Raw genomic sequence first — 23,593 nt, 5'->3', positions numbered from 1 at the left:
TTTGACTTCGATAATTGTATCTTAATTTGGTTACGCCGGAATAGAGAGTTGGGCTTCGCTTTTTACTCTTGACTCCTGGCTCTTGAACCTAAAGAGATATGGGTGTAATAGCTGAAGAATTCATTACTGCATCAGAGGAGAAGGCCTTTGACCAGGATCATCGCCGTATTATTAATTTTAATATTGGCAGGTATGATGCTGCTTTTTCACGAGGGTTATCAAAGATCATTAACCTTGAAAACAATAAGCGCAAGGCCCATGTGCTGAAATGGAAAATGATGGAGAACCTGGATAAGGTATTACCGGAGTTTGAAGCCAATTTCCAAAAACGCGGCGGCAAAGTGATCTGGGCTAATGATGCCGGGGAAGCTAACCGCGAGATCCTGAATATCTTTAAAAAAGCTAATGTTAAGTCGATTGTAAAATCAAAATCAATGGTTACCGAAGAAATTCAGCTGAATGAATTTTTAGAGCATAACCATATTGAATCATTGGAAACAGATCTTGGCGAGTATATTGTTCAATTGCTTGGCCAAAAGCCTTACCATATTGTTACTCCGGCTATGCACTTATCGAAGGAGGACATTGCAAAACTATTTAATGAAAAGTTCGGCACGCCCATAGATTTTACACCTGAACAGCTTACCCAAAAAGCCCGCGAACTACTACGTGAAAAGTATTTGCAGGCCGACGCGGGCATAACCGGCGCTAATTTTTTAATTGCCGATACAGGTAGCATCGCTATAACCGAAAACGAAGGCAACGCACGGTTAACAACAAGCTTTCCAAAAATTCATATTGCGATTGTCGGGATTGAAAAGATCATTCCATCTATTGCCGATCTTGATCTGTTTTGGCCAATGCTCTCCACACATGGAACAGGTCAAAATCTTACCGCATATAATACTATACTAAGCGGGCCACGCCAGGCACATGAAACTGATGGCCCCGAAGAAATGTATGTAATTCTGCTGGATAACGGGCGTACCAACCTGCTTGCGCAAAAAGATCAGCGCCAGGGCCTGTATTGCATCCGTTGTGGTGCTTGTTTAAATGCCTGCCCCGTTTATAAAAACATTGGTGGCCATACCTATAATACAGAATATAGCGGCCCCATAGGTTCTGTAATTACACCGCATTTGCGTGGCATGGAAGATTTTAAGCACCTGAGCTATGCCAGCAGCTTATGCGGTAAATGCTCCGAGGTTTGCCCTGTAAAGATAGATATTCACAAAATGCTGTTGCTTAACCGCCGCGATGCGGTTAAAGAAAACCTGGTAACCACCAAAGAGCGCTGGGGCTGGGCAGCCTGGAAAAAAGGCATGCGCTCCCGCAAAATGGAAGATTATTTCAGCGGTAAAACCAAAAACTTCTTCCTCAAAACATTCTTCAAAAAAACATGGGGTCGTTTAAGGGCAATGCCTCATGTGGCTGAAAAATCATTCACCCAGCAGTGGCATGAAAAACATAAAGAAGAAAAACAGGTAAATAATTAGCCTAATTCAGCTATCTCTAATTTAATGTTTATTGCCAAACCCAAATTCCCTGTAGGTATTTGGCATTTCGTTACTACTGCTGAAAGCGAAAATATAGCTCGTATGCCAGCTCTCAAAGTCGGCGTCCTTATCTTTAATCTGTGCAGAATGACGGCTTGATAAAATATATACACCCTCACGGCTTAATTTAAAATAAATCATCCCTGATGCATCGCTGCTTAGCTTTTGCGGAAATAAATTACCGCCCGCTGTTTTGATATACAACATCACTACCGCGGCTGATACCGGTTTGCCTTTAAAGTTTATTTGTGCCGATATGTCATCGCCATAATTAAATTTATACGGGTTTTCTTTCAGGATGATCTCGTAATCATCATGCAATGGCTTATCAAATGCCTTTCCACCAGGTTCACCTACCTGCACAAGCGTTTTCATATAATACGTATAACGTTCTTTATAAAAAAGTTGGTTGCTGTTCTTTACTTTATCAGCAATATTATCAGGGTCATCAGCATCTAACGATCTTAAAAACTTGCTCCTGCTCATTTCGTTAGCTGCCGGTTTTGTGGTCATCGAAATTAAGGTTAAACCATCTTCGTTTATCGGGTAGCTTACTATGGAGTCTGCCCCGGAAACCACGTTGCTTAAATCGATCTTCTTTTTGCCCTCATACATAAAAACACTTTGTATCTTATCCTGCTGAAATTTTATTTCGGTTTGCTTGGTAAAATCGTCACTTGCTATAATGTGCATCGGTAGCTTATCGCCTTTTTGTAAATAGAATTTTTCAGGCAATAAAAATTCGTTTTGTGCTTTTGCGCCAATGCTAACAGATACAAGTGTTATAGAAAGTAACAAACGGAATCGTTTCATAGTATAAAGGGAATGATTTTGTAAACATACAAAGTTTTAAAAACATCAGTAGTTTAGCTTTATGAATTTTGACCGAAAAACCCTAAATAATGATGATTTAATCGCTTTATACCGTAAATTGTTACTCCCGAGGCTGATTGAAGAGAAGATGCTCATTTTATTGAGGCAGGGCAGGATAGGCAAATGGTTTTCCGGTATCGGTCAGGAAGCTATTGCTGTTGGGTGCACAATGGCCCTGCAAAAAGATGAGTACATTTTACCCATGCACCGTAACCTGGGCGTGTTTACTACCCGCGAGATTCCGCTTTTTCGGCTCATGGGGCAATGGCAGGGTAAAGTATCAGGCTTTACAAAAGGGCGCGACAGGTCATTCCATTTCGGGACACAGGACTATAAGATCATCGGGATGATCTCACACCTTGGCCCGCAATTAGCTTTGGCTGATGGCATTGCGCTGGCTGACGTATTAAACAAAAGAAAAAAAGTAACGCTTGCTTTTACAGGTGAGGGGGCAACAAGCGAAGGTGATTTTCATGAGGCATTAAACGTTGCAGCAGTTTGGAACCTGCCGGTGATATTTGTTATTGAAAATAATGGTTACGGGCTATCAACCCCAACTAAAGAACAATACGCCTGCAAGCGCCTGGTTGATAAAGCAATAGGCTACGGTATGGAAGGCCGCCGGATTGACGGTAATAATATTTTAGAGGTTTATCATACCATAAAATCTATTGCCGAAGATTTAAGGAATAATCCCCGCCCGGTTTTGGTTGAATGTATGACGTTCAGGATGCGCGGGCACGAGGAAGCTTCAGGAACTAAATATGTTCCTGAACATTTATTTACCGAGTGGAAGGAAAAAGATCCATTAACCAACTTTGAAAAGTTTTTGATAGATGAATTTGTATTAAGACCTGAATGGCCGCAATTCATCAGGAACGAGTTTACCAAGGTGATTGATGTAGAAATTGAAAAGTCCTTTAATGAACCTGATATTGTCGCGAATGAAAATATTGAATTGGCAGATATGTATTGCCCATACAAAATGCCTTTAATTACAACTCCTGTTCGTCTTACTAAAAAAAGATATATTGATGCCATAAGCGATGGGCTGAAGCAAGCCATGGTCAAATACCCCAACCTGGTAATTATGGGGCAGGATATTGCCGAATACGGCGGCGCGTTTAAAATAACCCAGGGCTTTGTTGAGGAATTTGGTAAAGCACGTGTGCGCAATACGCCGATCTGTGAATCGGCTATTGTAGGCGCGGCAATGGGCTTATCGTTAAATGGCGGCAAGGCTGTGGTTGAAATGCAATTTGCTGATTTTGTTACCAGCGGCTTTAACCAGGTGGTAAATAACCTGGCAAAAACCTATTACCGCTGGGGGCAAAATGTTGATGTGGTTATCCGCATGCCGGCCGGCGGTGGCACTTCGGCAGGGCCATTCCACTCGCAAAGTAACGAGGCTTGGTTTACTAAAACACCAGGGCTGAAGGTTGTTTACCCCTCTACTCCGGCGGATGCTAAAGGCTTGTTAATGGCAGCTATTGATGACCCTAACCCGGTGATCTACTTCGAGCATAAATATTTATACCGAAGCACTTCAGGTGATATTCCCGATGGAGATTTTTTAATAGAGATCGGCAAAGCAAAACACATCCGCACTGGAACAACTGCCAGCATTATTACTTACGGCTTAGGCGTACATTGGGCTGTTGAATACGCTAATAATCATCCGGAATTATCTTTGGACATTATCGACCTGCGAAGCCTGCAACCCTGGGATAAGGACGCAGTAGAAAAAAGCGCCAAAAAAACAGGCCGTGTTTTGATCCTTCATGAGGATACGCTTACAAGCGGCTTCGGTGCTGAGATCTCGGCGCATATTGCGGAGCATTGCTTTGGGCACCTGGATGCACCCGTAGTCCGTTGCGCCAGTTTGGATACCGCTATCCCCATGAGTAAAGAACTGGAAGACCAGTTTATGGCAAAAAGCAGGCTCGAAGAAAAAATGGACGTACTGCTTTCCTACTAATTTTCAATTTGAGTACTGGTAAAGTAGTTTGAAGCCGTCAAATATTGCACTTAGCCGACAATTATAGCTTGGACAAGAATTACGTATAGCCCTATCTTTATTTCCAGTAAACATCACCTAAAATTATTTTTATGATACCTGTAAAAGGATACGCGGCACAATCGCCGACCACTGATCTTGTGCCCTGGGATTTTGAAAGACGTGAAGTTGGGCCTCACGATGTACAATTTGATATTCAATTCTGCGGCGTTTGCCACTCTGATCTTCACCAAATAAAAAACGATTGGTTCCCGGGTATATTCCCGATGGTTCCGGGACACGAAATTGTTGGACGTGTGGTAAAAGTTGGCGAACATGTGACCAAATTTAAAGTTGGCGACATTGCCGGAACCGGTTGTATGGTTGACTCTTGCCGTGTTTGCGAAAACTGCAAACAAGACCTGGAGCAATATTGCCTGAATGGAAGTTCACAAACTTACAACGGTGTTGAGCAGGATAAGAAAACCCCAACCTATGGCGGCTATTCAAACTCTATAGTGGTTAACGAAGATTTCGTATTACACGTACCTGAAAACCTTGATCTTGCCGCTGCTGCGCCATTATTATGCGCCGGTATCACAACCTATTCTCCATTAAAACACTGGAATGTTGGCAAAGGACATAAATTGGCCGTGTTAGGCTTAGGTGGCTTGGGGCACATGGGCGTTAAATTTGGTGTTGCTTTTGGAGCTGAAGTTACCGTATTAAGCACTTCGCCAGGCAAAGAAGCTGATGCTAAGAAATTGGGCGCACACCACTTTGTAGTAACATCAGACCCCGCACAAATTGAAGCTGCTAAAGGCACATTTGACTTTATATTGGATACCGTTTCTGCAGAACATGATTTTAATATGTACTTATCATTATTACGCACCAATGGCGTAATGATGTGCGTTGGTGCACCGTCAAAACCGGCCGAAATTTCGGCATTCAGTTTATTGGGAGGCCGCAAAAGCGTTGCCGGTTCTGGAATTGGCGGCATAGCCGAAACTCAGGAAATGCTTGATTTCTGCGGAAAGCACAATATTGTTTCAGACATTGAAATGATCGACATTAAGGATATTGATAAAGCTTATGCGCGCATGCTGAAAGGCGATGTTCGCTACCGCTTTGTGATTGATATTGCTACGCTGTAGATTTGAGTATTGAGATATGGGATTTGAGACAGGAGTTTATCCTGTTTTTAATCTCATATCTTGTTTATAGTTAATGCGTAGGGTTTAAAATCTCACATCTCATTTCTCACATCTCATTTCTAATTTTTACTTTTGCGCCTCAATAAATATTTTATGGCTAAGGCATCAGATGTAAAGAATGGAAATATCCTTCGTTTTAACGGCGAGTTAGTGCAGGTTGAAGAGTTTTTACACCGCACACCAGGTAACTTACGCGCGTTTTACCAGGCACGTATGCGTAATGTTAAATCGGGCAAATTGGTGGAATACCGTTTCCGTACCGATGAAGAGGTTGACATAGCCCGTGTGGAAACCAGCAACTACCAATATTTATATGAAGACGGCGATTCGTTGGTGATCATGGATAATGAAACCTTTGATCAGCATAATGTGCCTAAAAAATTATTTGGCAGCGCGGTAAAATTCCTTAAAGAGGGCATGAATGTAGTTGTAGCTTTTGAAAGCGACGAACCGATCATGGGCCAGATCCCGAATTCTGTTGAGTTAGAAATTACCTATACCGAGCCAGCAGTTAAAGGCGATACCTCAACCAGTGCATTAAAAAACGCAACCGTTGAAACCGGAGCCGAAATTAAAGTGCCGTTGTTCATTAACATTGGCGATAAAGTTAAGGTCGATACCGGCAGCGGCGCTTATGTTGAGCGTGTAAAAAGCTAAACGAATTAATATTTACGATAATTAAAAGCCTCCCGACCGGAGGCTTTTTTGCATTGTACCTTTTTCGAAACAAACTCATAACAAAAGCTTAATAACCACTGGTTAATGTTTATTTACTTTTACAGGAAAACACTTACCTGCATGAAATTAAAACATTTACTCGCTCCATTGGCGGTAGCATTAATGCTAGCCTCTTGTAAAAAAAATGACGACTCCATTGTTAACCAATCAACACCGGTTTTTAACGCTTCATCAACAAATTCAACTTCAGGCAGCTTCGCTTCCACACAAACATTTGACGAAGGCTTTGAGTCTGCCTCAAAAACAGCCTATGCCGATGCCGATGTAACCTTCACCAGCGGCTCATGGGATCTGAACGCTGCACTTATTGGCAGCAGCGCGTCAGATGCTAAGGTAGGCAACCACGCTGTTCGTATCGAAAACACAGGTACATTGGGAATGAACTTCGATGTAACAACCGGCGCATCAACCGTAACAATGGAGTATGCTGTTTATGGCAGCGATGGCTCATCCGCCTTCCAGCTATGGGAATCAACAAACGGCGGCAGTACTTACACACAAGTAGGTACCACCTCTATTACAGCAAGCAGCACTACGTTGGCAACCGCTACATTCACTGTAAATGTAGCTGGTACTATCCGTTTCCAGTTACGTAAAACAACCGGTGGCAGCAACCGCATTAACATTGATGAATTCACCATCAACAGCTACAGTACTTCAGGCGGTGGCACAGGCGGCGGAAGTTCAACTGCCGATAATACTAACTTAATGCTGGGTAACCCAAGTAGCGCTACTACAGATATAAGCAACTATGATAACTATTTGTATGATCATGGTTATTATGTAGAATCATATAACAGGGATAAAAACGAGCCAAACTGGGTTAGCTGGTATGTAGGATCAACCAGCCTGGGCACACAGGACCGTGCTAATGACTTCAGGAACGACCCTAATCTTCCGACCGGATGGTATGAGGTACAGGGAACAGGTTACAGCGGCAGCGGTTTCGACAGGGGACACAATTGCCCGTCAGGCGACCGTACCTCTACATTGGCGGCAAACGAAGAAACATTTTTAATGGATAACATGATCCCGCAGGCACCACAAAACAATGAGCAAACCTGGGCTAACCTGGAAGAATATGGCCGTTCGTTAGTTTCTGCAGGCGACGAGATTTATGTAGTGATGGGCAGCTATGGTTCAGGCGGTACCGGGTCAAGCGGATCAGCTACAACGGTTGACGGCGGATTGGTTGTTGTACCATCAAACATATGGAAGGTAATTGTTGTATTGCCAAACGGAAATAATGATTTAAGCCGTATCACCACTTCAACCCGTGTTATCGCAGTGAATACACCAAATATTAACACCATCAGTTCCGACTGGACCCAGTACATAACCACAGTAAAAAGCATCGAGACTGCAACCGGTTACACTTTGTTGAGCAACGTACCTGCCAACGTAAGGACTGTATTGGAAAATGAAAAAGATTCAGGATCAACAGAATAATAATTTACTTCTTTTAAAGTAAAAAGCCACGTGATGTTTCGCGTGGCTTTTTACTTTCACAAATGTCTTTTAATTATTGCGGTAAATCATAATTAACCGCCACTGTTGGCAGTAGCGTAACGTCATCAATCGGCACCTGGTTTACAGACACAATCGGATGGCGTTGTTTATAATAGTTGTAAACTTCTTTTGCCAAAGCATTACTCTCAACAGCAGGCGGGTTAAAGCTAACCGAGAACGAGATAATAAAATCATGCAGTTTTTCATGATCCGGGATTATCCATTTATGGTTTGATTTTTTTATTGCATCAATAATTGGCAAGGTCAGCACATAATCATCCGCATAATAAATAATGATCTTTTTAATGTTGCCATTCACATCGGCAGTGAATTTTAAAACCACGTTTCCTGTTGCCTTTTTTTGGATGATATCCTGCGAAACGGTAAGACTGTCCTTAAAAAAGCGGTTCATGATGGTAACCCCACCCTGAAAAGGGAAGATCAACTGATCCTGGGCCTTAGCAAAACCGGATGTAAGCAGTATCAACGCAATAATAACAGCTCCTTTAATAAATTTATTCTCTTGGGTCTCTTTTTGTACCTTCATAAAGTTCGTATTCAAATAAGCGGCAATCCAGCTTGCCATTGTAAAATTCAATTTTTCTTGAAGCTTTTAAACCTATCTTTTTAGCAAGGTCAGGGTTGCCGGTGAAAACATAACCACGGTAGCCCAGGCATTTCTTCTTTAAAAAGTCGCCTATTCGCTTGTAGGTTATTTCCAGTTTGGTGTGTACGCCTAAACGCTCGCCATACTCGGGGTTAAACATAACAATACCCGGTTCGGCAGGTACTTCGGTTTCTTCAAAATCACAAACAGCAAATTCTATCAAATGTTCTACCCCGGCGGTATTCGCATTCTTTTGGGCAATATCAACCGCATCCTGCGAAATATCGGTAGCGATAATTTTAAAGCTGATCGCTTTTTTAGCCTTATCCTTTAGCTTGCGCCGTTCCACAAAAAATACCTGCTCATCATAACCTAAAATATGCATAAAGGCATAATTCATACGGAACAAACCCGGGCTTTTATCAGTCGCCAGTAAGGCTGCTTCGATGGCCAAAGTGCCCGAACCACACATCGGGTTAATGAATGTACTTACCTTATCCCAGTTGGTTGAGATTATGGTTGATGCAGCCAAAGCTTCCAGCATTGGGGCCTTACCCGGTATTTTACGGTAACTATGCTTGGCCAAAGTTTCGCCTGAGGTATCTAAGAATATCTCGGCCTTATCATCCTGCCAATACAGGTGGATAACGGTTTTGTTAGCTTCTGCACCTGAATTTGGGCGGATGCCTTTTACAGAACGAATACGGTCAACAATAGCATCCTTAACTTTTACGTTTGCAAACAAAGGCGTTAAAATATGCTCATTGTTAACGTTGGATGTTATAGAGAAGTAACCGGCAAAATCGATGATTTTCTCCCATTCAATTTCAACCAGGTTATCGTACAATTCTTTCGGATCATTTGCGGTAAAACTCTTTAATGAATAAAGCACCTGGCTTGCGCAGCGAAGATTAAGGTTTAGCGGTATACAATCGTTTACGGTTCCTGTAAGTTCTATGCCGGTCGGGAAAACACGGTCGGGCGTAAAGCCAAGTGCCTCAACTTCTTGTTGAAGATATGGTGACAGCCTTTTGTTACAGGTTATTATGATTTTACTATCGGTGTGGAAAACTTGCATGATATTGTTGCGAATTTATGAATTAAAAACCGCCCAATTTAATTTGAGACCATTAACTTTACATTTTAATACTTTTTAAAGCTATGGAAATTAAAGGTAAGGTACATGAAGTGTCGCCAACCGTGCAGGTTACAGACTCATTGAAGAAAAGAGAATTGATACTTGAATATATTGAGAACCCTCAATATCCTGAATATTTAAAGTTTGAAGCGATACAGGATCGTTGCAATTTATTAGATAATACAAAGGTTGGTGATGATGTTGAGGTATTCTTCAACCTTAAAGGCCGCCCATGGACTGATAAAACAGGTAAAAAAACTTACTTTAACTCGTTACAGTTATGGAAAGTGAACGTATTATCTGGCGCAGGTGCCACTGCAAGTACACCGGCATACGCTCCCCCTGCAGATATCAGCTCACAACCGGACGATGACGATTTGCCATTTTAGCTCATTAGTTAATTAGTTCAATAGTTCATTGGTGGCTATCTGCTATAATACAATAAAAGAGCCTTTCAGAAATTCTGAAAGGCTCTTTTATTGTATACTAATCTCTGGCCTTTAATAACCAGCCTCTAACTTTATTCTTTAACAATTTTCTTCACGGTTACCTTGCCTTCTTGTTTTACTTGCAAATAATATTCGCCGTTTAAACCAAGCGGATAAGTTGTACTGAATTTACCGTTGGAAGCTTTTTCGCTCCAAAGGATGGTTCCTTTACTATCTTTAAGCTTAACCTCTGCTGTAGCTTTTGATGGAAGGTTAAACATCAGTAATATTTTACCTGATGAAAATTCAGGAACCAGGGTAAGGTCCATCAGGTCGAGCATATCCATTTGTATCTTCTCGTTATCGGTCGCATCATGATCTAACGGCCCAAAGTGATCGGATATATGGAAGCTGACATGTGTGCTTATGCCCGCATTATCAATATTAGTATAGATGAAGTTTTGCGTATTTTTATGTTCGAAACCCATGTGTTCATCCCTTTCTATGCGAAAGTCTTTTCTATCCATAGGCGGGCGTTTATCGTCCATGTGCATTTTATAACGGAACGCGTAAGTTGAATCGCCTTTTTTGTGTTGATGCATCATCATCGTATTGCCCATTGGTGCACCGTGTGCATTACTTTTAGTCATTACTTTCACTGATGATATATTGCCGATATCTTTTAAAGCTTCGCTGCGGTCCTTTGATGAAAGATCTTTAATATTTTTGCCGTTAACTGTAGTATCGCCATTAACAATATTAATATCCATATCTTTAGTGGTTTGTGCAGATACCAGTGGGGGCAGGCCCAAAATTGCCAATATGCTTAATGAAAAAATAAATTCATAGCCGGGTTTAAATGATCGCTTTTTCATAATTCAAATTAGTTGATGATAACAAAGGTAGTAAAGTGTTGTTGCTCAAGTTGTAACAACAACGTTATAAACGTGCTATTTGTGTTAAAAATTGTTAAAAGAAAGCATTGTCCATTATTTTAAAATATTTTTGTTCTGAAACATGAAGAAAAGAAGTATCCGGTTAATTATTGGCCTGATGAGCATTGCGTTATTGGGCGTGGTAGCCATGCAATTATACTTTTTAAGGCAATCTTATTTAATGCAGTCGCAATTGTTTGATCGCTCTGTTAACGAAGCACTTACAAATGTGGTGAATAAAGTTTCCAAACAAGATGCGGTTAACTTTTTGAATGGAAAAGCCCGAAACGTTCTGCATCACGCCAATATACATTACAACCTGGTAAAAAGTGCAGATACGGCCATTAACATTGTACATAAGCCGGTAACTAAGTTAAAAAAACACCTGACGCTACGCGATAGACGTATAGCTTTGCTGCGCGATAGCCTGAAACGTATGATCGCCAGTAAAAAGATGGATGATGAGCTGGAGGGAATGTTACAGAATGGTGCTATCAAATTCCAGATCAGGATTGATGAATATACTGATGAGTTTGGTGTTGTGAGGGGACAGTTTACTCCTGAAATTGTTCGCGGCAGCAATAAAAGCCTTAATATAACCCGGCCGCGTGTACTGCATAAATATGATACGTTGCATTATGTTTACAGCGACCCACAGTTTGGCAAGCAGGTAATATCTGTTCCGCAGATTAACCCTTTGTGGCAGCAGGAGCAGGCAAGAAAAGCACGTGAAAGGCAATTTAGGCTGGTTAAAAAATTATTGGAAACCGATTCTCTCGCGGCAACTCCGCAAAATGTTAAAGTAAAGCCCGGAAATACTGCGGTAATTGAAAATCTTGCCGAAGAATATCAAACCTTCAGTGAACCATTAAAAGGCCGTTTAAATGCTGTTTGGATAGATACGCTGCTTCGCTTTGAACTGCACAACCAGGGAATTTACCTGCCTTATAGCTTTGAAATATTAACCGCGAATAATGATTCGCTCATTTTTTCAAAGGCGATGGATGTAACAGGTGCCAAACCGGCTTTCATCAGGGCTAATACCTATGAAACATCTATTTTTAGCAAAGATGTAATCCGTGATCCCGGTAAAATAAAAATATCCTTCCCGCAAAAAAGTTCGCTCATTTTAAACCGGATGACGGCAACAATGGCTACTACCGGCGGATTGTTGTTAGTGCTGGTTTTCTGTATGGGATATACTATCTTCTCTATCATCAAACAAAAGAAGATCTCGGAAATGAAAACCGATTTCATCAACAATATGACCCACGAGTTTAAAACCCCCGTGTCAACCATTATGATAGCTAGTGAGGCTTTGCGGGATAACGAAATTATGGCAGATAAATCGCGTGTTTCTCGCCTGGCAAATATAATTTATGAAGAGAATGCCCGTTTAGGCAGTCATATTGAGCGAGTGCTAAACGTAGCACGTATAGAGAAGAACGACTTTAAGCTGGAGAAAAAGCCGCTTGATGTAAATGAAATGATCTCTATTGTGATCGATAGCATGGCGCTTAAGCTGCAAAAGCATAATGTACAGCTAACGTTAAACCTTGATGCAATAAACGCTGTTGTTTTGGCTGATGAACTGCACTTCAGCAACATCATTTATAACCTGATAGACAATGCTATTAAATACAGCACATCAACACCCGACATTACCATAATTACTGAAAATAAGAACGAACAGATCGTAATTAAGGTGGTTGATAAAGGCATCGGCATGAGCCGCGACCAGCAGACTAAAATATTTGAACAGTTTTACCGCATACCAACCGGTAACCTGCACGATGTTAAAGGCTTTGGACTTGGCTTAAGCTATGTAAATACGATTGTTAAACGCCTTAACGGTGTGATCAGCGTACACTCAGAAAAAGACAAGGGCTCGAATTTTGAATTGAAATTTCCGCTTGCCTAACTGCATAGTGGAAAATCTGGAAGACTGCAAGTCCGAAAGATTGATCTCGTTTAGTAATAAAAACCTCCGGGCTTACCGACTTATCGGTCTTTCCGGTCTAAATACACAACATGAAAAAAATATTATTAGTTGAGGACGACCCCAATCTTGGCTTATTATTACAGGACTACCTGCAGCTAAAAGGAAAATTTGATGTTGTTTTATGTAAAGATGGTGATGAAGGCCTGCGTTCATTCACCAAACACAATTATGATCTATTGATCCTGGATGTGATGATGCCTAAAAAAGATGGCTTTACCCTGGGTAAGGAGATCAGAAAAATTAATGCGCATGTACCCATCATCTTTGCTACCGCGAAGGGTATGATAGAAGATAAAATGCAAGCCTTTAATTTAGGCGGCGATGATTATATTACCAAACCATTCCGTATAGAGGAATTGTTACTCCGTATCAACGCTTTATTAAAGCGTACTGAAAATTCCGGTAAGAAAGAAGAAGAACAGCAGTCGAATTTCAAGGTTGGCAAATATGATTTTGACTATAAAGGTCAAAACATTTCTATTCAAGGCATAAATCAAAAGCTGTCAACTAAAGAGGCTGAGCTGCTTCGCCTGCTATGCCTGCGCAAAAACGAGGTGTTAACCCGTGAAGAAGCATTGCTAAACATCTGGCATGATGATAATTATTTTAACGGCCGAAGCATGGATGTATTTTTAAGCAAGATCCGCAAATACTTAAAGGATGACCCAAGCGTAGAGATCATCAACGTACATGGCAGAGGTTATAAGTTATTGATCAATTAGGGCGTTATTTATTTAGATTTTCCAAATCGTCTAAATCTTTTGACCTGCCGGATGCTTTTTTTGCGTTAATCAAATTATTAAAATGAATTGTTCTTATTGGTAAACCGTCTTCTTCAAAATAGATGGCATTGTTATAGCATTCATTAAAATCAAGGCCTTTTACCTTAACCATAATATCAATTGCCGATGGTGGCCTGCCGAATGTAAATACATCCCATGTAGGGTGAGTTAAAAAATTCTTTTCAGTCATGTCGAACATCGGCATACCAAAGCTTAAAAATGAACGCTTAATTCTTATGTAATTCTCAAGTGTGCGGTCTACCCAAATATCCATATCTCCTGTAGTTCTGGAATATCCGTGTAATATTACAGAGTAACCACCAATCAGGATATATCGCACATTATGCTTATTGAGCAATTGAATGAATTCCCGAAAATCGTCGTTAAAGATATTCCCCATATTACTCCCGGCTTCTTACGCTAAATGCTGTTTTATCTACCTTTGGCGGTTCGTTTTCAGGATAATTATAAGCGATACTGTTCAGATAATTTGCGATCCGCAGCCGCTCCTGCCAGGTTAATGTTTTGTAATACGTAGCATGATCGGCAGCTTCTTCAGCTGTCTGTGCTTTAAATGCTGTCCTATCTAAGCGGTACGAACTCATATTCAAATATAGTTAATCTTAAATTAGATTGGGGTTTGGCTAAAGCCAATTTAATTTGCAATTCTATCCGTTGGCTTCAGCCAATGGCAATGAGTTTATATCCTATTGGTCGGTAAATATATGATGTCTTGTTAAGCTAAACCTCCATGTTAATCATTGCCGCCGTATTTACGCCACGGATAAATTCACAAGATCACCCGGGCTTTAGCCCAATAAAACCAACTTAGCTATCCAGCTCTACCCGTTGATGCTGGTAAGGTATCTCTACATTTTCAAACCCCTTTTCCTGTAAAGTTTTGGCAAAGTGCTGCTGTACTTCATATTCGCCGTGCACTAAAAAGATCTGTCTTACCTTTTTAGGATCCTGGCAGGACAGGAAATGCAGCAGGTCTTCATAATCACCGTGCGCGCTCATAGATTTAATGGAGCGCACCTCGGCTTTCACTTCGTACATATCGCCAAAAATATAAACCTCGGCATCTCCTTTTAACAGGTGCCCGCCTAAGGAACTGGGCTCGCAATAACCTACCATTAAAATGGTATTCTTTTGATTGCCGATGTTATTTTTAATATGGTGTTTCACTCTGCCGGCCTCAGCCATGCCTGATGAAGAAATTATAACACAAGGCCTCGGGTCGTCATTTAGCGCAATGGATTCGGCTGTTGATTCTATAAATCTTAAGCCTTTAAAACCGAACGGATTGGGGTCTGTTTTTAATACTTCGGTTACCTTTTTATTATACTCTTCAGGGTGGTCCATTAAAACCTGCGTAGCTTTTTCTGATAGCGGGCTATCTACATAATAAGGTAAGTCCGGTAAAATACCCTTTAGCTCTAATGCATTCAAAGCATAAAGCAACTCTTGTGTACGGCCCACGCTAAACGCCGGGATGATCACCTTGCCATGTTTTATCAAACAAGTTTCCTTAATAATTTCCAGTAACGAATCTTCTATCGGGCCAAGCTCCTTATGCAACGAATCGCCGTAGGTTGATTCGAGTAAAATATAATCCGCTTGGGGAAATGGCTGCGGACTTTTCAACAGCATATCGCCATACCGGCCAACATCGCCACTAAAAGTAATGTGCGTTTCCTTGCCATCTTCCAAAACAGTTAAATGCATGGCGGCGCTGCCCAAAATATGCCCGGCATCCGTAAACTGAAATTTAATGCGCGGCGTGATCTCATGTTCAGTATGATAATCAACTATTTTAAATTGATGCAGGGCTGCTGTAACATCATCTTCGGTATATAAGGATGTTAATAAGGGTAATCCTTTTTTTTCACGATGCTTATTGCTGTATTCGGTGTCCTGCATTTGGATCCTGGCAGAATCAAGCAAGAGTATTTTAGCCAGGTCCATGGTGGCGGCGGTACAATAGATGTCGCCCTTAAAGCCTTCGGCAACTAATCTTGGTATTAAGCCACAATGGTCAATATGCGCGTGCGACAAGATCATATGATCAATTTTTTTAGGGTTGAACCCGAAGTGCTCATTCATGTCTTCGGTTTGCTCGCCCATCCCCTGGAACATGCCGCAATCCAATAAAACCGAAGTACCGTCATTTAGCTGGAGTATATGTTTGCTGCCGGTTACCTGCCGTGCAGCCCCATGAAAGGTTATATGCATAATTTAGTTTATAGGCTTTGATAACCCCAACTTATTGTAAAAAGTTCAAAAAAAAAATAAAAACTTGCATAACTAAAATATTAGTTATAGCTTTACTTATAATAACTAACTAATTAGTTATTGGTTGTATTATTGCTAAGTCATGGAAATAAAAGAACTTACCCGCGCCGAAGAACAATTGATGCAAATATTGTGGCAGTTACAAAAAGGCTTTGTTAAAGATATTATTGAGGAACTGCCTGAACCTAAACCCGCCTATAACACGGTCTCCACTATCATCAGGATTTTGGAGACCAAAGGCTTTGTGGATCACATCGCATTCGGTAAAACACATGAGTACTTCCCGATCATCAGCAAGGAGGATTATCAAAACTTCGCTACTGACAAGCTGATGAGCGGCTACTTTGATAATTCAGTTCAACACATGTTTTCCTACTTTGTAAAAAAAGAAAAGATAGACCTGAACGAAGCCGACGAGATCATGAAACTGATTGAAAAACTAAAAAATAAATAATTATGAGCTGGTGGCAATATTTATTATTGGTAAATGTTTACCTGGTTTTGTTTTACGGCTTTTACGCATTAATGCTTCGCCGGGAAACATTTTTCCAGCTTAACCGCCTTTATTTGGTTTGCGCTTCGGCTTTATCATTTTTTATACCGCTGATGCAAGCCGGGTGGGTACAAAACCTGTTTATCACCCGGGAAATTAAATATACGGTTTACGGCCATCCTGTCTTGATATCGCAATTGGCGCCTGTAAAGGCAGTGCCGTTAAATATCGGGCAAATATTGGCAATGATATATATTACTGGCGTTATTGCCCTGTTTGCGAAGCTTATGTGGCAGCTTATTGTTTTAAACAAGATCATTAACCAGGACAATCAGGATACCGCCTATTCTTTTTTTAAGAAAATTAAGCTGCCGGATGCGATAAAGGACAATAACATTGTTGCTATACATGAACAGGTTCATGCCAGGCAATGGCATTCCATTGATGTATTTGTAATTGAGTTTGTAATGATCGTCAATTGGTTCAACCCGGTGGTATATTTCTACCGTTGTGCCATCAAACATATCCACGAATTTATCGCAGATGACCAAGCAACAAAAGAAGCAGCAAATAAAGCGGATTACGCCCTGCTGCTGTTGACACAAACATTTCATGTTCCGTCGCACAACCTTGTAAACAGCTTCTTTAACCACAGTTTATTAAAACAACGTATCATCATGTTACAAAAGAACAAATCGCAACGGATCAAATTACTCAAGTACGGTTTATCCGCGCCATTATTTATGCTGATGCTGGTATTATCATCGGCTACAGTAAATAAAAGTAATGCAGTAAAAGTAATAAGCCTGCGCGCTGAAGAAGTAGCTTTAATGCCGATAAATGGCAAAGTAATCCATGATGTAACCAATCTGCCTGATGAAAACCATCCATATACTGCTAAAATGACTATAGATACCACGAGCATTAAACCAACTGCACCCAGAAAGCAAATAACCCTTCAATTAGATACTACGCCAAAAAACAGGCAACTCATTTTTACAGCAGTTGAAAAAGAGCCTGAATTTCCCGGCGGACAAGAGAATTTCATACAGTTTCTTGCTGCGAACATCAAAATCCCGCAGGATATGATAGTTAACAATGTTTCGGGCAGAGTAATTGCGACTTTTGTTGTTGAAGCGGATGGTTCTTTAAGTAATATTAAAGTTTTACGGTCACCGGCCGAAAGCGCAAGTAATGAAGCTATAAGAGTACTTGAATTATCACCAAAATGGAGTCCCGGGATTCAGAACGGTCAAGCGGTGAGGGTACTATATGCCGTTCCAATTGCTTTTATGGCGCCTGAAAAAGTAATTGAAGAAACTCCGGCACCCGATACCAATAAAAAACATATTACACAGCTACAAACACCACCGCCATTGTATATTGTAAACGGGAATGAGGCGAATATTAATATAACTCAAATAGATCCTAACACTATTGAAAGCATAACTGTTCTAAAAAATCAATCAGCCATACAGCGATATGGAGAAAAGGCCAAATATGGGGTGATTATTATTATATTAAAGGGTTACAAAGCACCAACCGTTGATCAATTACCTGCAAAAACAAATTGAAGACAGTTCGTTAGTTGATCAGGTAAATATTGTTACATTTATTTACCTGATCAATTAAATCATGAATTGGAAACTTATCTTTCAACTATCAATTTTCGGGGCGATAATGGCATTCGGAACCATATCCCTTATTCCCGAAAAAACCGAGTTTATTTATTGGCTGGTGATCTTCGTTTTTTGCTCCTTTGTTATTGCCCGGCAATGTGTAACTAAACAGTTTTTACATGGCTTTTGGCTCAGTATGGTTAACAGCCTTTGGATATTTATAGCCCATGCCTATTATTATAAATCGTATATAGCCCATCATGCAGATATGGCAACGAATAACCCGGTGCTAAATCCGTTCCCTGCACACCCGCGTTTAGTGATGCTGATCTTTACACCCATCTTCGGTGCAATTTTTGGCCTGATGCAGGGTTTGTTTGCGTTTATTGTTTCGCGCTTTGTGAAACCGCTTCCGCCACCGGTAAAAATGTAATTACCGCAGTATTTCCTGTATATCCGCTGCTGAAAGCGATTTGATAAAGCTTTCCTCGGTAGTGATGAGTGAGCGGGCCACGCTTAGTTTGCGTTGCTGCAATGCAAGTATCTTTTCTTCTACCGAATCCTTGGTGATAAATTTATAGATGAAAACGTTTTTAGTTTGCCCGATGCGGTGCGTACGGTCAATGGCCTGTTGTTCAACAGCCGGGTTCCACCATGGGTCGAGGATAAAAACGTAATCAGCTTCGGTTAAATTCAAGCCTACCCCGCCCGCCTTTATCGATATCAGGAAAACCTGTGTTTTTTCATCCTCCTGGAAATGCTTTACAATATCACCGCGGTTTTGGGTGCTGCCATCCAAATAATCATAAGGGATGCGGTGCTCGTTAAAATACTCGCGGTACAAAGTTAGTTGCTTAACAAACTGCGAAAAGATAAGCACCTTATGCCCGCCATCTAAAACCGTAGCTAATGTATGCACTACGTTCTCAAATTTGCCTGATTCGCCTTCGTATTCGCTGTCGATCATCGCCGGGTGATTGGCGATCTGGCGCAATTTGATCAAGCCCTGCAAAACCTGGATCTGGGTTTTGGCATACGTGCCGTCCTCCAAACTTTTCAGCAATTCGTTCCGGTATTCCGATTTTACTTTTTCATAGATCGATGATTGCTCTTCGCTCATCTTGCAATAAAGCAGTGTTTCCGTTTTTGGCGGCAGTTCTGTTGCTACCTGCTCCTTGGTACGGCGTAAAACAAATGGCTTTATCAGTGCCTGCAATTTGCGGGCCTTGTCCTCGTCTTTTTTCTTTTCTATCGGTGTAACAAATTCGTTCTGAAAATATTGCTGGATGCCTAACAAGCCGGGGTTAATGAACGACATCTGTGTCCACAGATCATTCACCGAATTTTCAACCGGCGTACCGCTCAGGATCAGTTTAAAGCGTGACTTTAGCTGCCGCACACTTTGGAATGATTTGGACGATGGATTTTTGATGTTCTGGCTTTCATCCAATATCACGTAATCAAAAAAGAACTGTTTGAAAAGGTCGATGTCGATGCGACTGATACCATACGTTGTAATTACCACATCATAATTACCAAATACCTCCGGCGACTTATAGCGCAGCGTTCCCGTATGCACCATCAGCCTTAACTTTGGCGTAAACTTTTTAGCCTCGTTAAGCCAGTTATAAATAAGCGAGGTTGGCATAATAACCAGCGAAGTGCACTTACCGCCCTGCGCTTCGGTGTCTTCCTTATGCTTTTGCAGCAAAGCCAGGGCCTGTATGGTTTTACCCAAGCCCATATCATCGGCCAAACAGCCGCCAAAATGATACTGTTTTAAAAAATGAAACCAGTTGTAACCCGCCTTTTGATAAGGCCGCAAATCGCCTTTAAAGTGCTTTGGCAGCTCAACATCCTCCAGCGTTTCAAAGTCGGTTAGCTTTTGCAGCTTTCGGGTCATGGTAATTTCTGCCAGCTCCCCCTCCGCCAGTTCATTTACTAAGCCAATATGATGCCTGCGAAGCTTAAGATCGTTATTGCCCTCGCTAAAATGTAACAGGTTGCTGTATTGCGAGAACCATTTTTCAGGGATCACCGCAATTTCGCCGGATGGCAACACGAACTCTTTTTTACGGTTGAGGATATGGTTTTTTAGCTGGATGAACGGTATGCGGTACGGACCAAAGTACACCACCGCGTAAATATCGAACCAGTCGTTGTTCTCCTTAACCTCCAAATCTATCTTACTTGTACCGAAAACATAGCGCTTTTGGCCTTCCGGCTGTTCAATTTCGAACCCAAGCATCGATAATTCTTCATGGTGATGATTCAACCATTCAAATATCGAGAAGGAATGATCGGCGTCTTCATCCTTAGTATCAACCTCTAAATTCTGGAAAAGTGATGAAGCAGTTTTTAGCCCCATTTTTTCAAGCTCGGCCATTTTATTTTTTTCCCAGGTAAGCGAACGTTTGATGCGGTGAAATATATATTCGTCGCCATTTTTTTCCATCCTAACCGAAACATGCCTGCCATCCCCGTAAGGGAAAATATAACCTGAGTATTTAAAATAAAGCTGTAACTGCGATACACCGTTTTCTACATATATAGGCTTAATGATCGGCTGGGCTTCGTGCTTTTCGGTATTGATGGTAAATCCCTCGGCATATACGCTATGCTTTTCGATCAGCGGGATCACAAATTTCTCAAAATAAGATTGCTCCGATGATCTTGGGATGGCGATGTAACGCTTGTTAAAAAACGGCAGCAGTTTTTTACCTTCTATCTCCCTATCAAAATAATATAGGGTGTCTTCCAACAACATCCAGGCAGGGTGGTTACTGATGATCTCGGCGTTCTTGAACATGAACTCAATGCGCAAGCCCTGGTATTTGATGGTTGGGAAATATCTGATCTCCTCCGCATCGCGCCTGAAATGGAACAATACCGTTGCTGGCTCCGTGGCTATTTGCAGTTTCCGCTCCGCGGGATAACCCTCCTTACTCATTAAATATACCGGCTTGTTGGCAAGTAGTACCAATGCCTCACCTATCCGTTTTTCCATTTTGGGGCGGATGGTATCAAAAAGCGTTTCGTTAAATATTTTGGTAAAAAATTCAAATGGGCGGATCGGTTTTTTATAATATTTCTTGATGATATTACCCTGCTCTATCTCCTCCAGCATCTTGATCAGCTTGATATCGGTATCATCCAAACAACTGGTGAACTCTTTAGCAGTGTTTGAGAATAAGCGCTGGTAAGTAAGGGAAAATTCGCCGTTGGGGTTTAACTGAACGATATGCGGCTCAATAACGAACGACAAGTACTCGTGCCGGGCAATGGCATATATAATCTGGCAGGGCTTTGTACTGTCTACGCGTAGCATCGTTGAATAAAAAATTTATTGAAGCTACATCAACAAAAAATTCAAACGTAAACAGAATTTGCAGTATTTAAAAGTATTTAATATTAAATATTTGTTAACTGTGCCGGATTAATATTTGATTTTTAATAGTCAGGCTGAATTTTTGACAGATTGCTTACATTCAATTTGCGAAATTTTGTCGCATAATATCGTAACTTTATAATTGATGGTCAGCCTATACCAGGCAAAACGGCCCGTAAAAACAACCTTTCCCCTTAACATTTTTGGTTTTAACAATTTTTAACAAATAGACAGATAACATCTTATTGATTTTGCAGTCTATATGGTATTATATTTGAAATGTTAATAAAAATAACGCAAAAGAAAAGTGAATAATAGTATGAAAAAGTTTGGTTTAACACTACTAACAGCCTTTATAGGCGGGGCCATGGCTCTGGGCTCCTATAAGGTTATTGAGAACAAGTATGCCGACAACATGAGTTTTGAAGACAGGCAGAAAGTTTACTTCACCAGCAACCCATCGGCCCCGATAACTTCATCGGCCGGCGAGGTTGATTTTACACAAGCTGCCGCGGCGGTAACACCGGCAGTGGTTTACATTAAGGTTACTTATTCAAATGACCAGGGCGACGACAAGCAAAGCGAGCTGCAACAAATGTTTGGTAATATGTTTGGCCAGCAAATGCGCCCGCAGGGTGTTCAGCAGGCATCCGGTTCAGGTGTTATCATCGCTCCTGATGGTTACATTGTAACCAACAACCATGTGGTTGATAAAGCCGACAAAATTGTGGTAAATACCAATGATCACCGCAGTTTCCAGGCTAAAGTGATCGGTACCGATCCTAATACAGACTTAGCACTTATCAAGATCGAAGCTACTAATCTACCAATTGTAAAATTAGGCAACTCCGATGATGCCAAAGTTGGCGAGTGGGTATTAGCCGTAGGTAATCCCTTCAATTTAACATCAACCGTTACAGCAGGTATTGTGAGCGCCAAAGGCCGTAATATTGGTATCATCGGACAGGAAGATAACCAGGATGAAAACCCGTTTGGCCGTACCAGCAACGAAGCGCCGCGCACTAATAAATCGATAGAATCATTTATTCAAACAGATGCCGCGATTAACCCTGGCAACAGCGGCGGTGCATTGGTTAATACTAAGGGCGAGCTGATCGGCATTAACTCTGCCATTGCATCAAATAATGGCGCTTACGAAGGTTATGGCTTCGCTATCCCTATCAATTTGGCTAAAAAGGTATTGAATGATATTGAAAAATTCGGCGCTGTAAAACGCGGTTATGTAGGCGTAAGCTTTACCGAGCTTAACCCAGACGTTGCTGAACAATTAAAAACCAACGTTACCAACGGTTTATATGTTCGTGAACTTGTTCCGGGCGGTGGCGCTGAACAAGCAGGCATAAAAGCAGGCGACGTAATTGTGAAGGTTGAAGGTAACCCTGTTTATGAATCATCTGACTTGCAGGAACGCGTTGGCGAATTGCAACCGGGCGATAAAGTACACCTTACTGTTTTACGTGACGGTACCGAGAAAAACTTTACCGTTACCCTTAAAGGTGATTTGCCTGCCACAACCCGTACTGCTGCAACCACAAAATCAGCTGCTGAATTGTTCAATAAATTAGGCGCCAGCTTTATGCCGGTATCTAAAGAGCAAAAAGCAAAATACCATGTTTCTGCCGGTGTTGTAGTAACCCAGGTTCGCCCGGGCCGCTTGTTTGATGATACAGAAATACCTGTTGGTTCTGTAATCACCAGCATCAACAGGCATCAAATTGCAAGCATTGCCGACATGGATAATGCGATCACCAACACCCGCAATGGTTTGTTAGTGATCTCAGGTATCTATCCCGATGGCACCAGCTTTAGCAATACCTTCCAGGTACAATAATATGGTGTGATTAATGTTTAATAGAAAAACCCGGCCATAAGCCGGGTTTTTTGTTTTGGGAGGATCATCCAAAATGTCATTGCGAGAAACGAAGCAATCGCGAACTATGCGTATTCGCTTTGTATCCATGCTGTTGCTTCATTCCTCGCATAACATAGTTTAAAA

General features: G+C 41.3%; 20 protein-coding genes. 12 read left to right on the top strand and 8 right to left on the bottom strand.

Annotated features, from left to right (window positions below; genetic code table 11):
• Nucleotides 1-98 precede the first annotated feature (98 nt).
• Nucleotides 99-1,496, top strand: a complete 1,398-nt coding sequence (locus ACYZ0U_RS02230) for a LutB/LldF family L-lactate oxidation iron-sulfur protein (protein ID WP_461449358.1) — start codon at nucleotides 99-101, stop codon at nucleotides 1,494-1,496.
• A 21-nt stretch (nucleotides 1,497-1,517) separates the two neighbouring features.
• Here ACYZ0U_RS02230 and ACYZ0U_RS02225 read toward each other — a convergent pair whose 3' ends face one another.
• Nucleotides 1,518-2,369: a DUF4198 domain-containing protein gene (locus ACYZ0U_RS02225; RefSeq protein ID WP_461449356.1), complete on the bottom strand. Its 852-nt coding sequence runs from the start codon at nucleotides 2,367-2,369 to the stop codon at nucleotides 1,518-1,520.
• 61 nt (nucleotides 2,370-2,430) lie between these two features.
• Between ACYZ0U_RS02225 and ACYZ0U_RS02220 the strand changes: the two genes are divergently transcribed.
• The 4 genes from ACYZ0U_RS02220 to ACYZ0U_RS02205 all read left to right on the top strand — a co-directional run bounded on the left by ACYZ0U_RS02220 (nucleotide 2,431) and on the right by ACYZ0U_RS02205 (nucleotide 7,829).
• Nucleotides 2,431-4,407, top strand: coding sequence for an alpha-ketoacid dehydrogenase subunit alpha/beta (locus ACYZ0U_RS02220; protein WP_461449354.1), 1,977 nt, complete (start codon nucleotides 2,431-2,433; stop codon nucleotides 4,405-4,407).
• Between the two features lie 131 nt (nucleotides 4,408-4,538).
• Nucleotides 4,539-5,582, top strand: a complete 1,044-nt coding sequence (locus ACYZ0U_RS02215) for an NAD(P)-dependent alcohol dehydrogenase (protein ID WP_461449352.1) — start codon at nucleotides 4,539-4,541, stop codon at nucleotides 5,580-5,582.
• Between the two features lie 153 nt (nucleotides 5,583-5,735).
• Nucleotides 5,736-6,299 (top strand): elongation factor P, encoded by a 564-nt coding sequence (gene efp, locus ACYZ0U_RS02210; RefSeq protein ID WP_461449350.1) that lies wholly within the window; start codon nucleotides 5,736-5,738, stop codon nucleotides 6,297-6,299.
• A gap of 789 nt (nucleotides 6,300-7,088) precedes the next feature.
• Nucleotides 7,089-7,829: a DNA/RNA non-specific endonuclease gene (locus tag ACYZ0U_RS02205; RefSeq protein ID WP_461449998.1), complete on the top strand. Its 741-nt coding sequence runs from the start codon at nucleotides 7,089-7,091 to the stop codon at nucleotides 7,827-7,829.
• Nucleotides 7,830-7,902: 73 nt separating this feature from the next.
• On the opposite strand, the gene ACYZ0U_RS02200 is transcribed toward ACYZ0U_RS02205, so the two are convergent.
• Both ACYZ0U_RS02200 and ACYZ0U_RS02195 read right to left on the bottom strand, forming a co-directional pair.
• Nucleotides 7,903-8,436 (bottom strand): hypothetical protein, encoded by a 534-nt coding sequence (locus ACYZ0U_RS02200; RefSeq protein WP_461449348.1) that lies wholly within the window; start codon nucleotides 8,434-8,436, stop codon nucleotides 7,903-7,905.
• Nucleotides 8,405-9,574 (bottom strand): THUMP domain-containing class I SAM-dependent RNA methyltransferase, encoded by a 1,170-nt coding sequence (locus tag ACYZ0U_RS02195; protein WP_461449346.1) that lies wholly within the window; start codon nucleotides 9,572-9,574, stop codon nucleotides 8,405-8,407. The genes ACYZ0U_RS02200 and ACYZ0U_RS02195 overlap by 32 nt, the downstream gene beginning before the upstream one ends.
• Before the next feature lie 83 nt (nucleotides 9,575-9,657).
• On the opposite strand from ACYZ0U_RS02195, the gene ACYZ0U_RS02190 reads away from it, so the two are divergent.
• On the top strand, nucleotides 9,658-10,023 hold the full coding sequence (locus ACYZ0U_RS02190; RefSeq protein ID WP_461449344.1) for a DUF3127 domain-containing protein: 366 nt from the start codon (nucleotides 9,658-9,660) through the stop codon (nucleotides 10,021-10,023).
• A 131-nt stretch (nucleotides 10,024-10,154) separates the two neighbouring features.
• Here the strand turns inward: ACYZ0U_RS02190 and ACYZ0U_RS02185 are convergent, their stop codons facing one another.
• A complete protein-coding gene (locus ACYZ0U_RS02185) occupies nucleotides 10,155-10,937 on the bottom strand; it encodes a T9SS type A sorting domain-containing protein (protein WP_461449342.1) in 783 nt (260 codons plus the stop codon).
• 142 nt (nucleotides 10,938-11,079) lie between these two features.
• Here ACYZ0U_RS02185 and ACYZ0U_RS02180 point away from each other — a divergent pair, with 142 nt between their 5' ends.
• Both ACYZ0U_RS02180 and ACYZ0U_RS02175 read left to right on the top strand, forming a co-directional pair.
• Complete coding sequence (locus ACYZ0U_RS02180; RefSeq protein WP_461449340.1) at nucleotides 11,080-12,918, top strand: sensor histidine kinase; 1,839 nt, start codon at nucleotides 11,080-11,082, stop codon at nucleotides 12,916-12,918.
• Between the two features lie 110 nt (nucleotides 12,919-13,028).
• Nucleotides 13,029-13,721 (top strand): response regulator transcription factor, encoded by a 693-nt coding sequence (locus ACYZ0U_RS02175; RefSeq protein WP_461449338.1) that lies wholly within the window; start codon nucleotides 13,029-13,031, stop codon nucleotides 13,719-13,721.
• Nucleotides 13,722-13,725: 4 nt separating this feature from the next.
• Here the strand turns inward: ACYZ0U_RS02175 and ACYZ0U_RS02170 are convergent, their stop codons facing one another.
• The 3 genes from ACYZ0U_RS02170 to ACYZ0U_RS02160 form a co-directional block, all read right to left on the bottom strand.
• On the bottom strand, nucleotides 13,726-14,181 hold the full coding sequence (locus ACYZ0U_RS02170; RefSeq protein ID WP_461449336.1) for a DUF6036 family nucleotidyltransferase: 456 nt from the start codon (nucleotides 14,179-14,181) through the stop codon (nucleotides 13,726-13,728).
• A 1-nt stretch (nucleotide 14,182) separates the two neighbouring features.
• A complete protein-coding gene (locus tag ACYZ0U_RS02165) occupies nucleotides 14,183-14,386 on the bottom strand; it encodes a hypothetical protein (protein ID WP_461449335.1) in 204 nt (67 codons plus the stop codon).
• 223 nt (nucleotides 14,387-14,609) lie between these two features.
• A complete protein-coding gene (locus tag ACYZ0U_RS02160; protein ID WP_461449333.1) occupies nucleotides 14,610-16,016 on the bottom strand; it encodes an MBL fold metallo-hydrolase RNA specificity domain-containing protein in 1,407 nt (468 codons plus the stop codon).
• Between the two features lie 142 nt (nucleotides 16,017-16,158).
• On the opposite strand from ACYZ0U_RS02160, the gene ACYZ0U_RS02155 reads away from it, so the two are divergent.
• The 3 genes from ACYZ0U_RS02155 (at nucleotide 16,159) to ACYZ0U_RS02145 (ending at nucleotide 18,621) form a co-directional block, all read left to right on the top strand.
• Nucleotides 16,159-16,530 carry a BlaI/MecI/CopY family transcriptional regulator gene (locus ACYZ0U_RS02155; RefSeq protein ID WP_461449331.1) on the top strand — a complete coding sequence of 124 codons (372 nt, stop codon included), beginning with the start codon at nucleotides 16,159-16,161 and terminating at the stop codon, nucleotides 16,528-16,530.
• Nucleotides 16,531-16,532: 2 nt separating this feature from the next.
• Nucleotides 16,533-18,143 carry an energy transducer TonB gene (locus ACYZ0U_RS02150; protein WP_461449329.1) on the top strand — a complete coding sequence of 537 codons (1,611 nt, stop codon included), beginning with the start codon at nucleotides 16,533-16,535 and terminating at the stop codon, nucleotides 18,141-18,143.
• A 61-nt stretch (nucleotides 18,144-18,204) separates the two neighbouring features.
• Nucleotides 18,205-18,621: a hypothetical protein gene (locus ACYZ0U_RS02145; protein WP_461449327.1), complete on the top strand. Its 417-nt coding sequence runs from the start codon at nucleotides 18,205-18,207 to the stop codon at nucleotides 18,619-18,621.
• Here ACYZ0U_RS02145 and ACYZ0U_RS02140 read toward each other — a convergent pair whose 3' ends face one another.
• The gene (locus ACYZ0U_RS02140; protein WP_461449325.1) at nucleotides 18,622-21,516 is read right to left on the bottom strand and encodes a DEAD/DEAH box helicase; all 2,895 of its coding nucleotides are present in this window, start codon (nucleotides 21,514-21,516) and stop codon (nucleotides 18,622-18,624) included.
• A gap of 379 nt (nucleotides 21,517-21,895) precedes the next feature.
• Here ACYZ0U_RS02140 and ACYZ0U_RS02135 point away from each other — a divergent pair, with 379 nt between their 5' ends.
• Nucleotides 21,896-23,428 carry a Do family serine endopeptidase gene (locus ACYZ0U_RS02135; protein WP_461449323.1) on the top strand — a complete coding sequence of 511 codons (1,533 nt, stop codon included), beginning with the start codon at nucleotides 21,896-21,898 and terminating at the stop codon, nucleotides 23,426-23,428.
• Nucleotides 23,429-23,593: the final 165 nt, after the last annotated feature.

Source organism: Mucilaginibacter sp. (genome assembly GCF_965225845.1).
In the GTDB taxonomy this organism is placed as follows: domain Bacteria; phylum Bacteroidota; class Bacteroidia; order Sphingobacteriales; family Sphingobacteriaceae; genus Mucilaginibacter.
This window is presented reverse-complemented; position numbering and strand designations above follow the sequence as displayed.